We start from the raw sequence: 11,892 nt of genomic DNA, 5'->3' as shown, positions 1-11,892 counted from the left end.
CGCTCGATTGGACGGGTGAAGCCCGCGTGAACCCGCGCGGGACGCCCTCGACCGGAGCCAGCATGACGACCGACATCCAGGAGATCTACGCGACCGCCCTGCGCAACACCCGCGTCGCGGAGCTGCAGGGCGTGCACACCATGACCACGGTGCTGAAGGGCCTGGAACACTACCCGGACTACGAGCGCGTCACCCGCCAGCACCTCGACGCGACGCACGGGCAGATCGCCCGGCTCGACGCCGCCCTGAAGGCGGTGGGCGAGTCGTCCTCGACGCTCAAGGACACGGTGACCAGCGTGGCGGGCCTCGTGTCGGGGGCCGCCCACGCGGTGGCCGGCGACGAGACGCTGAAGAACCTCTACGCCGCCTATGCCTACCAGCACGAGCAGATCGCGGCCTACCGCTCGCTGGGCGTCATCGCCGAGGCGGCGGGCCAGTCGGCGCAGGTGCCGGAGGTTCCGCAAGGCCGTCGCGGAGGAGGAGGCCGGCGCCGAGGCGCTGTCCGGAATCATCGAGACGACGACGAAGACCTACCTCGCCCGCAAGACCGCCGAGCAGAAGGCGGATAGCTGAGGGTCCGTCCCGGGCGGCGATCGTCAGGCCGCGGCCCGGGCCTGCGCGGCAGCCTTGGCCTGGATCTCGATGAACACCCGCTTCACGTCGGGATTGCGCTGCTTCAGGGTGCGGTCGAGGCGGGTGACGAGGCTCTCGACCTCGCCCGCGCTCAGGTCGTCGGCCATGTCGAGGCTGAGGTTCACGAGGATGTCGGAGGGGCCGAGATGCTGGGTCAGCACCTCGTTGAGGTGCCGCACGCCGGGCTCGGCCCGGGCCAGCTCCTCGATCAGCGCGACGAGTTCCGGGTCGGCCGCCTCGCCGATCAGCAGGCCGTGGGTCTCGAACATCAGGAACGCCGCCATGCCCACGAGCACCAGCCCGATCCCCACCGAGGCGAGGCCGTCGAGCATCGGCATCTCGAGCAGGTGGGCGAGGATCACGCCCGCGAACGCGATCAGCAGGCCGATCAGCGCCGCCGTGTCCTCGGCCAGGACCGTGAACAGGCTCGGATCCTTGCTGCGGCGGATGGCGTGCAGCGCCGAGCGCGCGCCCTTCTCCTTCCAGAATTGGCGCATCGCCACCACCCAGGAGAAGCCCTCGGCGGCGGTGGCGAAGCCGAGGATGGTGACGTTCACCCAGAAGCCCGGCAGCCGGTAGCCCAGGAACTCCGCGTCCCGGTCGGGTTCGGGATGCCAGATCCGGTGGAGGCCCTCGTAGATCGCGAACAGCCCGCCCCCGAGGAAGATCATCAGGGCGACGACGAAGGCGTAGAAGTAGATCTCCCGACCGTAGCCGAACGGGTGGCGCGCGTCGGCGGGCTTCTCGGAGCGCTTCAGGCCGACGAGCAGCAGCACTTGGTTGGCCGTGTCGACCACCGAGTGCACGCCCTCGGCGATCATCGCCGTCGAGCCGGTGAGGAACCCGCCGACGAACTTGGCGGTGGCGATGGCGAGGTTGGCCCCCGCGGCGGCGTAGATCGCGCCCGTGCTCTCGTGCGCCATGCGCGCCCCCGTGCCCTACGCCGCGCGCGTGGGTCGCGGACCGGGGGATGAAAGCCGCGCCCGGCCCGGACGGTTCCCGTGTGGACGCGAGGCCGGGGGCCGTGCAACCTGCCGGGCCGGGAGACGCCGGATCGCGGCGGCCCGCCGAAGCGGCAACGGACCGGCACGAGACGAGGAGGGCGGATGAGCGCGGCCTACGATCCCGACAACATCTTCGCCAAGATCCTGCGCGGGGAGCTGCCGGCCCACACGGTCTACGAGGACGCGCACACGCTCGCCTTCATGGACGTGATGCCCCAGGGCGAGGGCCACACCCTGGTGATCCCGAAGGCGCCGTCCCGCGGGCTGCTGGACGCCGAGCCGGAGACGCTGGCCGCCCTGGCGCGCAGCGTGCAGACGGTCGCCCGGGCGGTGAAGGCGGCGTTCGAGGCCGACGGGCTGACGGTGTTCCAGTTCAACGAGCCGGCGAGCGGGCAGACGGTGTTCCATCTGCACTTTCATATCATCCCGCGGCGGGACGGCGTGCCGCTGAAGCGCCACGAGGGCGGCATGGCCGACGGCGCGGTGCTGGCCGAGCACGCCGCCCGCATCCGCGCGGCCCTGGGCTGAGCGGGCGCCGGGTCAGGCCGCGCTCGCGGCGTCACCCGGCCCCGCGACCCCCGGTCCGGTCGTGCCGGCCAGCATCCGGCGCAGGGCGGCGTTCTCCGCCTCCAGCTCGCCGATCCGGCGCAGCAGGAACGCGACCGAGGCGTCGCCCCCCGCCGGCTCGGCGGCGGGTTGTGCGGCGGGCTGGGCCGCCTCGACGAAGGTCACGCCGATCCCGTCCTGGCGGCGCCAGCGCAGCATCGAGCGGTAGGTGCGGTCCTTCTGGGCGATGTAGAGGTCGAACGCCTCGGGCAGCGACGCCGTCTCGCTCAGCGCGAGCCGTGCGCCGAGGCCGGACAGATCGCGCACGAGACAGTCGAAGCTCGACGCGCCGTTGTTGAACGTGATGCGCCCCTTGAGAAAGACTCTCTGGCGCGGCTCCCTGCGATTGTCGGAGGACATGGTCCGATCCCGGCGAATGCGACGTCGCCGGGATCACTGCACGGCAGCTCTTAAGGAATGCTGGTCGTGATCCGCGCTTCGCGTCCGGCGCTCAGGCGATGAAGCGCCGGTCGACCGTCTGGAACAGGTAGAAGCCGTTGAACCGCACGGCCGTGTCGGCGGCGCGGTCGTCGAAGTCCAGCGGCAGCCGGCATTCCGTGCCGAGCTTGCCGCCGAAGGTCCAGCGGCCGGCGCCGATGAACGCCGGCACCGTGCTCGATTCCGGGACCGCGCAGCAGAGGCCCTCGACGCTCTTGAGCTGGAACAGGTTGTAGCTGCGCATCGCAACCCCTCCGCTAGGCCGCCTCCGGTTGCCAACCCCTCGTTGCACTGCGAAGAATCGGCTTGACCGTGGTCATAATGGCACAATCGGTCGGGTTTGTGACGGTCAAGTTTCCGGAACGTTGCGCTCCAGCTCGTCGAGCCAGATCCGGGCCGAGCCGTCCGAGGGCGCGCGCCAGTCGCCGCGCGGGGACAGGGCGCCCCCGGCCGCGACCTTCGGCCCGTTCGGGATCGCCGAGCGCTTGAACTGGCTGAAGCCGAAGAACCGGGCGAGGAACACGTGCAGCCAGCGCCGGATCTCGGGCAGGTCGTAGGCGATCCGCTTCTCGTCGGGGAAGTCCGGCGGCCAGGAGCCGGCGGCGGCATCCCCCCACGCGTGCAGCGCCAGAAACGCGATCTTCGAGGGGCGGAAGCCGTGGCGGAGCGTGTAGAACAGGTTGAAGTCCTGGAGCGCGTAGGGGCCGATCGCGGCCTCGGTGCTCTGCGGCGCCTCGTCGGCGTCGGCCGGCACCAGCTCCGGCGAGATCTCGGTGTCGAGCACCGCGCGCAACGTCCGCCCCTCCTCGGCGCTGAACTCGCCCGAGGCGATCACCCAGCGGATCAGGTGCTGGATCAGGGTCTTGGGCACGCCCGCGTTGACCGCGTAGTGGCTCATCTGGTCGCCGACGCCGTAGGTGCACCAGCCGAGCGCCAGCTCCGACAGGTCGCCGGTGCCGACCACGATCCCGCCGGCCTTGTTGGCGAGACGGAACAGGTAGTCGGTGCGCAGGCCCGCCTGCACGTTCTCGAAGGTGACGTCGTAGACCCGCTCCCCCTGCGCGTAGGGGTGGCCCATGTCGGCGAGCATCCGCTCGGCCGCCGGGCGAATGTCGATCTCGGCCGCCGTGCAGCCGAGCGCCCGCATCAGCGCGTGCGCGTTCGACTTGGTGCCCGCCGAGGTGGCGAAGCCCGGCATCGTGTAGGCGAGGATGTCCGAGCGCGGGTAGCCCAGGCGGTCGAACGCTTTGGCGATGACGATCAGCGCGTGGGTCGAGTCGAGGCCGCCGGAGACGCCGATCACCGCCTTGCGCGTGCCCGTGGCCTCCAGCCGCTGACTGAGCCCGGCGACCTGGATGTTGTAGGCCTCGTAGCAATCCTGGGCGAGGCGGGCGGCGTCGGCGGGCACGAACGGGAAGCGCTCGACCCGCCGCCGCAGGCCGAGATCGCCCGCGGGCGGATCGAGGCGGAAGGGCACGCGGCGCCAAGCCTCCGGGCCGGACAGCCGCGCGGCGTCGTCGAAGCTGCCGGCCTGGAGGCGCTCCTGGGCGATCAGGTCGAGGTCCACGTCGGCGAGCGTCGCCACGGGCTGGAGCGGGAAGCGCTGCCCCTCGGCCAGCCGCACGCCCAGCTCGTCGATCGAGGTCTGCCCGTCCCAGGACAGGTCGGTGGTCGATTCGCCCTGGCCCGCGGCGGCGTAGAGGTAGGCGCAGGCACCGTGCATCGAGGCCGCCCGCGACAGGAGCGCGCGCGACTCGGCACGGCCCACGGTGATCGGGCTGCCCGAGAGGTTGGCGAGCACGGTCGCCCCGGCGAGCGCCGCGCGCATGCCGGGGGGCTGCGGCACCCACAGGTCCTCGCAGATCTCGACCCCGACGACGAGGCCCGGCAAGTCGGCGGCCGGGAACAGCAGGTCGACCCCGAACGGCGCCTCCTGCCCGGCGACGCGGATCGTCTCGCCCGCGAGGCCAGCGCCGGAGGCGAAGTGGCGCTTCTCGTAGAACTCCCGGTAGTTCGGCAGGAAGATCTTCGGGACGACGCCGAGCAGGCGCCCGCCCTGGACCGCCAGCGCGCAGTTGTAGATCCGGTGGCGCCAACGCAGCGGCGCGCCGACGAGGAGCAGCGGACGCAAGCCCGCCGATTCGGTGATCAGCCGGCCGGCCGCCGCCTCCACCGCGTCGAGCAGGGTCTGCTGGAGCAGCAGGTCCTCGATCGCGTAGGCCGAGAGCGTGAGTTCCGGAAACACCGCCACCGCCGCGCCGGCCTCGTGGCAGGTCCGCGCGAGGTCGAGCACCGCCTCGGCGTTGCGCTCCGGCACGCCGGGATGGCTGCGGCCGGTGCAGGCTGCGACCCGGGCGAAGCCGTGGCGGTAGAGCGAGCGGAAGGTGTTGCTATGACGAGACGCGCTCACGGCGGAATTCTCACTGGTTCAAGGGATGAACGCTGGCTTGCGGATTTTCATCGATTGCCCTGCCAGTCGGTGTTTGAATTCAAAAGACTTCGTTGCATTTGCAACGAAGTCAATCGATCTCTTGTATGAAGCATACGCAGCGGCGAGGTTAATTTCTCCATTTCCGCTATACCTGGCTTTGACTGCTTGTCTTCCATCTGGCAGATCATGCATAATTATTGAGCCAATTTTTCTCTTTTTTATATCTGGTATCATATTATATAGCTCAACTAAGTTATGTATGTGGTTGTATTTCACGCTTGATTGCCGGAGGATAAATTTTATAACTTTTTCACAGGCTTGATGACTTTCCCAATAAGCCAGACCGTAGCTTCTGCCTTGCAAAATGTGGTTCGCTGCAGTCTCTAAATGCATTGAAATGTCGCCGCTCAGTGCCTCACACATTTTATCTGATCTTTCTGGCGTAAGGAGCTCAGATTTTATTTTTCTAATTCTTCCCGCTAGCCAATTTGCTTCCAATCTTATCGTTTCAACTTCCTCAGTCGAAAATTCAGCCCAGTTCGGTGGATCAGCAATCCAATCAAGAGCAAATTCATCATCCTCAACGCTCTCAGAGAATTTTATCTCTAAATATTCCCTGCTTGAGGATTTTTTATGCAGCACGGGCACGCGCAACTCAAAGGGCACTCCCGAGAAGATCGTGACTCCCTTTAGCACCCAATCGTCCTTTGTATCGAACGACTTACCATATTTTTTCCTATACCAGTCTAAAATTAATATAAAAAACTCTTGGAACGACTTGCTATCGAAAAACTTCATGCGCATTTCAGCATCAGGGATAATAGCATCTTCGCCTGAACCAAAACTCACAATGGCATGTTCAACGAATAGCGCGCAAGCCGGCCATAAACGAGAAGAAATATCAACGGATCTTCTAGCAAGAGATGCATCTATCAATTGCATCCATTCTGCAACAAGTCCCGATTTTATGTCGTCGCTTGATATTACGTCGTCCGTCATCGCTATCATCATGCCTTAAATGCATCGATTGCTGTTGGTGTACTACGTCCTATTGGTTTCGAGAATTCCCAGTGCGTTCACGTCGCCGTCCGCTTTTCAAGCCTCCGTTAACGCTACCGGTTCTAACTCGTCGGGAGCCGCCTGCCCACGGGCGGGTCCCCCTGTTTCGAGTATCGTTCGAGAACCCATGCGCGCATCGGGACGGCCTCCGTACTCTCACCGTGACCCTGCCCGGCCGGTCCGCGGCGGCGACCGCTCCGGCCTCTCCCTCGGGGCCCTGGCCCACCGCCTGATGGCCCTGCGGGCGACGCTGACCCGGCGCCTGACCGGGGCCGCCAGCGGTCCCGCCCGCGTCGGCTACGGCGCCCCGGGCCGGCGCGCCGAGCCGAGCTGGCTGACGCCGCCGGCCGCCATGGTCGGCCGCGAGGGGCCCGAGCGCGCCCCGCGGTCGGCGCCGCGCGAGAGCCTGTGGCCCGACCACGTCTTCGACGACCGGGCGAGCCTCGACATGCGGGACGCGTCCCGGGCGGACGAGCGACCCGAGAGCCGCATCGACCGCGAGGCGTCCTCGCCGGGCGTGCTGGTGCGCCAGCCGCGCCGGCCCGCGGCGATAGCCCCGGAGGCGGCGGTGACCGCCGCACCGGCAATGCCGGCCGCGCCGTCCACCGCGCCGTCCGCAGTGCGCTACACCCGCACCCCCGATTCCGTCCTGCAGGAGCGCCGCCAGCGCGCCCTGGAGGCCGAGCGCGTCGCTCTGGAGCGCGCCCGCGCCGAGGCCCAGGCGGCGCTCGTCGCCGTCGAGACCGCCCGCGAGGACGCCGTGCGCGCCGAAGCCGTCCGGGTCGAGGCGGCCCGCACGGTCGAGCGCGAGGCGGAGACCCGCGTCGCGGAGGCCGTGCCGGCCGACGTGCCGCTCTGGCGCCAGCCCTTCGTCGCCCCGCCCGGCGTGCGCTACTTCCGCACGCCCGACCGGCGCCCCGCCCGCCCGGCCGTCGAGCTGTCGGCCTCGACCGCGCATATCGAGCCCGTCCCGCCGGTCCCGGCACCCGCCCCCGTCGACCGCGTCGCCGAGGCCGTCGCGTCCGTCCCGGCCGAGCCGCGCGACTGGTCGGACCTGCCCGACTGGTCGGGGGCGCAGCCCTGGTTCGGCGACGACTGGTCGTCGGTCGAGGTCTGGGCGGGGCTGGAGCCCGGAGCCGTCCCCGAGGCCGCCCCGCCCGCCATCGTCCCCGGCGAACCGGTCGCGGCCGGGATCGACGCGATCGGGATCGCCCGGGTGAGCGCGCCCATGCCGCTGGAGGCGGCCGAGCGCTTCGTCTCGGTGCCGGTCGACATCTCGCTGCTGCGGGCGCTGCCGCCGAAGCCGGTCTACGTCCTCGACCGGCTCGTGCGCTTCGACCAGCCGCCGCTTCCGGCCGACGGCCAGGACAACGGCAGCCGCCAGGACGACCGTGAGGGCGCGGAGGCCGCCAACCACGTGGCCTTCCTCCCCGTCCGGCCCGCCCTGTCGCTGGTCTTCGGGCCCGGCAGCGCCGCGCAGGCGCCTCCCGCCGAGACCCCGCCGGTCGCCGAGACCGCTCCGGCCGAGCCCGTTCCCGCGGCGCCGCGCCGCGCGCTCTGCGCCATGGCGGCCCGCGCCGCGATCCGCGCGGCCGGCCAGCCCGCCCGCCCGGCCGCGCCCGAGGCCGAGGCCGTCCCGGCGGCCGTGCCGGCGCCGTTCGTCCCGGCGCCGTTCGTCCCGGCAGCGCCCGTCGAGCCCGCGCCGGCCCCCGCAAGCGTCGCGGCCGAGCCCGCCGAGCGGGTCGTGATCCCGATCCCGCCGCGTCCCGTGCTGCTGCGCGGCCGGCTCGCCCCGGCGCCCGAGCCCGTCGAGGAGCCCGCCATCGCGGAGATCACGGCCGGGGAGCCGGCGGCCGGCGAACCCGAGCCCGTCGCGGCCGAGTCCGTTACGCCCTTGCCCTTCGCGGAGGAGCCCGCCGCCCCGGCGCCGTCCGTGCCGGTGGTCGCGCCGCGGACCCACCGGATCCCGGCCAACCGCCACCTCGAGATCGCGAGCGTCGAGAACGCCGACTACACGCTGCCGTCGCTGGATCTGCTGGCCCAGCCGCAGGGCAGCGACGCGCAGGAAGTCGACGCCGACGTGCTGGAGCAGAACGCCCTCAACCTCCAGCAGACGGTGCAGGATTTCGGCGTGCGCGGCGACATCCTGGCGGTGCGCCCGGGCCCGGTCGTCACCCTCTACGAGCTGGAGCCCGCCCCCGGCACCAAGTCCAGCCGCGTCATCGGCCTGTCGGACGACATCGCCCGCTCGATGTCGGCGGTCTCGGCCCGCGTCGCGGTCGTGCCCGGCCGCAACGTCATCGGCATCGAGCTGCCGAACGAGGTCCGCGAGACCGTGTACCTGCGCGAGCTGCTCTCGGTGCCGGACTTCTACGAGAGCAAGCACAAGCTCGCGCTGTGTCTGGGCAAGAACATCGGCGGCGAGCCGATCATCGCCGACCTCGCGCGCATGCCGCACCTGCTCGTGGCCGGCACCACCGGCTCGGGCAAGTCGGTGGCGATCAACACCATGATCCTCAGCCTGCTCTACCGGCTGAAACCGGAGGAGTGCCGCCTCATCATGGTCGACCCCAAGATGCTGGAGCTGTCGGTCTACGACGGCATCCCGCACCTGCTCTCCCCCGTCGTCATCGACCCGAAGAAGGCGGTCATCGCCCTCAAATGGGCCGTGCGCGAGATGGAGGAGCGCTACAAGAAGATGGCCAAGATCGCCGTGCGCAACATCGACGGCTACAACGCCCGGATGAAGGAGGCCCGGGATCGGGGCGAGGTCATCACCCGCACGGTCCAGACCGGGTTCAACCGCGAGACCGGCGAGGCCGTGTTCGAGCAGGAGGAGATGGACCTCTCCGCGCTCCCCTACATCGTGATCGTGGTCGACGAGATGGCCGACCTGATGATGGTGGCGGGCAAGGACATCGAGGGGGCGATCCAGCGGCTTGCACAGATGGCGCGGGCGGCGGGCATCCACCTGATCATGGCCACGCAGCGTCCGTCGGTGGACGTGATCACCGGCACGATCAAGGCGAACTTCCCGACCCGGATCAGCTTCCAGGTGACCAGCAAGATCGACAGCCGGACGATCCTGGGCGAGATGGGCGCGGAGCAGTTGCTGGGCCAGGGCGACATGCTGTTCATGGCCGGGGGCGGGCGCACGACGCGGGTGCACGGGCCGTTCTGCTCGGACAGCGAGGTCGAGAGCGTGGTCGCCCACCTCAAGCGCCAGGGCCGGCCCAGCTACCTCGATGCGGTCACCGCCGACGACGCGCCGGAGGATGCGCCGAAGGAGGGCAAGTCCGGCCGCGGCGCCAAGGCCGAGAAGGCCGAGCGCGCCGAGGAGGCCGAGGAGGCCACGGTGTTCGACATCGGCGCCTTTGCGGCGGCAGCCGGAGGAGACTCGGACGAGCTGTACAAGCAGGCCATCGAGGTGGTGCTGCGCGACGAGAAGGCCTCGACGAGCTACATCCAGCGCCGGCTCCAGATCGGCTACAACCGCGCCGCCTCGATCATGGAGCGGATGGAGATTGAGGGCATCGTCGGGCCGGCCAACCACGCCGGCAAGCGCGAGATCCTCGTCGCCGGTGCACCCCACGGCGCCGGGGTGGCCTACGACGACGACTGATCCCGGCGAGACGTCGCGGCGCGCGCGTCGCATCTTCGCCACAGGGCGGGGCTCTAAGCGGACGAGTCCCGCCCGCCGTTTCCGCCCGGGCCGCGCGTCGCCCGCAGGCCCCGAGGAGAGTTTGCCGATGATCGGCCGCCGCACGCGCACAGCCGGCCCCCAGCTCGCGGCGGGCCTGTGGCTCGCCCTCGCGCCCCTTCTCGTCGCCGCGCCGGCGCAGGCGCAGGTGAGCTCGTTCCTCGACGGGCTGTTCGGCCGCAAGGAGCAGCCCGCGCCCGAGCCGGCCCCCGAGGCCGCCCCGGCTCCCGCGCCCGCCCCGGCCGCCAAGAAGCCGGCGCCGAAGAAGGACGCCAAGGCTGCGGAGAAGGGGGGGACCGAGAAGGGCGCCCCGGACAAGACCGCCAGCATCAAGCCCGGCGCGAAGGGCGCCGAGAAGGGGGCCGAGTCCAGGGCGGCCGAGCCGCGGGTCGCGGCGGTCGGCACCCCCGTGGCGCCCGCCGCCGCCGAGCCGGCGGACGCGGCGACCGTGCTCGCCCAGGCCAACGCCTACTTCAACGGCATGTCGACGCTCACCGGCGCGTTCATGCAGATCGGCGCGGACGGGCGGCGGATCGGCGGGAAGCTCTACATCGCCAAGCCCGGGCGGCTGCGCTTCGACTACGACCAGCCCTCGCCGCTGGAAGTGGTGGCCGACGGCACCTCGGTGGCGGTGCGCGACCGCAAGCTCGCGACGCAGGATCTCTACTTCATCGCCCAGACCCCGCTGAAATTCCTGCTGCGGGAGAAGATCGACCTCGCCCGCGACCTCAGCGTCACCGACGTGAGCAACGATCCCGGCGGGGTGCGCATCAGCCTGGAGGACCGGGCGACCTTCGGCGGCACCTCGAAGATCCAGCTCTTCTTCGACGCCGACGTGAAGACCCTGTCGCAGTGGCGGATCACCGACCCGCAGGGCTACCTCACGATCGTGCAGCTCTCGAACCTCCAGAAGGGCAAGAGCCTCGACGGCGGTCTGTTCTTCATCAATTACGGCCGCGCCGAGGACAAGGCGGCGCAGCAGGCACTCCAGCAGTCGCAGCGCCAGTGAGGTTTTGAGTTCTCTCAGGCGCTCGCCCGGTCCGTCCCGCACAGAGTTCCCCGCGTTGCGCCTCACCGTCACCTCCTGGAACATCAACTCGGTGCGCCTGCGCATCGACCTCGTCCTGCGCGTCCTCGCCGAGCAGCGGCCCGACGTGCTCTGCCTCCAGGAGACCAAGTGCCCGGACGACGCCTTCCCGCTGAAGGCGCTGCGGGGCTCGGGCTACGAGCACGTCGTCTATGCCGGCCAGAAGGGCTACAACGGCGTCGCCATCCTGTCGCGCTTCCCCCTGCACACCCGGGACGTGATGGGCTTCTGCGAGCGCCAGGACGCCCGCCACATCTCGGCGGTGCTCGGCCCGGAGGCCGGGGGGGCGGCGGGGATCGTGCTCCACGATTTCTACGTGCCGGCCGGCGGCGACGTGCCCGACCGGGGGCTGAACCTGAAATTCGCGCACAAGCTCGACTTCCTCCAGGAGCTGCGCGCCTGGGGCGGGCGGCGGGTCTCGGGCCCGGCGATCCTGGTCGGCGACCTCAACGTCGCGCCGCTGGAGCACGACGTCTGGTCGCACAAGCAGCTCCTCGACGTGGTGAGCCACACCCCCGTGGAGACCGAGGCGCTGGAGACCCTGCGCGGCGAGGCCGGCTGGATCGACGCGGCGCGCCACCTCACCCCGGAGCCCGAGAAGATCTACACGTGGTGGAGCTACCGCTCCCCCGACTGGTCGGCCGCCGACAAGGGCCGGCGCCTCGACCACGCCTGGGTCTCGCCCGATCTCGCCGGCACGGTCCGCAAGGTCGAGGTGCTGCGCGACGCCCGTGGCTGGGAGCGCCCCTCCGACCACGCGCCGGTGACGCTGACGCTGGAGCTGTGAGCGGAACCCGGGACGGCCCCGGACATTGCTCGCTCACAACCCCGTGATGATGCGAGTCCGCCCGTGCGCAAGATCCTGATCGCCTTCCTCCTCCCCAAGGTCGTCTCCTGGCTGCGTCGCCGCTACGGCGGTCCGCACGGTGCCCGC

Annotated in this window: 10 protein-coding genes; 5 read left to right on the top strand and 5 right to left on the bottom strand. The window is 70.0% G+C overall.

All coding sequences use genetic code 11. The annotated features are described in order from the left end of the window. Window positions 1–62: 62 nt before the first annotated feature. Window positions 63–569 carry a DUF892 family protein gene (locus Q8W71_RS22190; protein WP_305527583.1) on the top strand — a complete coding sequence of 169 codons (507 nt, stop codon included), beginning with the start codon at window positions 63–65 and terminating at the stop codon, window positions 567–569. A 27-nt stretch (window positions 570–596) separates the two neighbouring features. On the opposite strand, the gene Q8W71_RS22185 is transcribed toward Q8W71_RS22190, so the two are convergent. Further along, the gene (locus tag Q8W71_RS22185) at window positions 597–1,556 is read right to left on the bottom strand and encodes a cation diffusion facilitator family transporter (protein WP_305527582.1); all 960 of its coding nucleotides are present in this window, start codon (window positions 1,554–1,556) and stop codon (window positions 597–599) included. Between the two features lie 183 nt (window positions 1,557–1,739). Between Q8W71_RS22185 and Q8W71_RS22180 the strand changes: the two genes are divergently transcribed. Then, window positions 1,740–2,165 (top strand): HIT family protein, encoded by a 426-nt coding sequence (locus Q8W71_RS22180; RefSeq protein WP_305527581.1) that lies wholly within the window; start codon window positions 1,740–1,742, stop codon window positions 2,163–2,165. A 12-nt stretch (window positions 2,166–2,177) separates the two neighbouring features. On the opposite strand, the gene Q8W71_RS22175 is transcribed toward Q8W71_RS22180, so the two are convergent. The 4 genes from Q8W71_RS22175 to Q8W71_RS22160 all read right to left on the bottom strand — a co-directional run bounded on the left by Q8W71_RS22175 (window position 2,178) and on the right by Q8W71_RS22160 (window position 6,111). Beyond that, the gene (locus Q8W71_RS22175; protein WP_305527580.1) at window positions 2,178–2,603 is read right to left on the bottom strand and encodes a PilZ domain-containing protein; all 426 of its coding nucleotides are present in this window, start codon (window positions 2,601–2,603) and stop codon (window positions 2,178–2,180) included. 91 nt (window positions 2,604–2,694) lie between these two features. Beyond that, window positions 2,695–2,925, bottom strand: a complete 231-nt coding sequence (locus Q8W71_RS22170; protein WP_305527579.1) for a hypothetical protein — start codon at window positions 2,923–2,925, stop codon at window positions 2,695–2,697. Window positions 2,926–3,030: 105 nt separating this feature from the next. Next, complete coding sequence (locus Q8W71_RS22165) at window positions 3,031–5,091, bottom strand: NAD(+) synthase (RefSeq protein ID WP_305527578.1); 2,061 nt, start codon at window positions 5,089–5,091, stop codon at window positions 3,031–3,033. 18 nt (window positions 5,092–5,109) lie between these two features. Further along, window positions 5,110–6,111 carry a HEPN domain-containing protein gene (locus Q8W71_RS22160; protein WP_305527577.1) on the bottom strand — a complete coding sequence of 334 codons (1,002 nt, stop codon included), beginning with the start codon at window positions 6,109–6,111 and terminating at the stop codon, window positions 5,110–5,112. 187 nt (window positions 6,112–6,298) lie between these two features. Between Q8W71_RS22160 and Q8W71_RS22155 the strand changes: the two genes are divergently transcribed. From Q8W71_RS22155 to xth, 3 genes are all read left to right on the top strand, one after another. Next, on the top strand, window positions 6,299–9,793 hold the full coding sequence (locus Q8W71_RS22155; RefSeq protein WP_370875500.1) for a DNA translocase FtsK: 3,495 nt from the start codon (window positions 6,299–6,301) through the stop codon (window positions 9,791–9,793). Window positions 9,794–9,920: 127 nt separating this feature from the next. Next, complete coding sequence (locus Q8W71_RS22150) at window positions 9,921–10,880, top strand: outer-membrane lipoprotein carrier protein LolA (RefSeq protein ID WP_305527576.1); 960 nt, start codon at window positions 9,921–9,923, stop codon at window positions 10,878–10,880. A 55-nt stretch (window positions 10,881–10,935) separates the two neighbouring features. Next, window positions 10,936–11,745 carry an exodeoxyribonuclease III gene (gene xth / locus Q8W71_RS22145; RefSeq protein WP_305527575.1) on the top strand — a complete coding sequence of 270 codons (810 nt, stop codon included), beginning with the start codon at window positions 10,936–10,938 and terminating at the stop codon, window positions 11,743–11,745. The last annotated feature ends 147 nt before the right edge of the window (window positions 11,746–11,892 follow it).

Source organism: Methylobacterium amylolyticum, from assembly GCF_030700245.1.
Lineage (GTDB): Bacteria > Pseudomonadota > Alphaproteobacteria > Rhizobiales > Beijerinckiaceae > Methylobacterium.
This window is presented reverse-complemented; position numbering and strand designations above follow the sequence as displayed.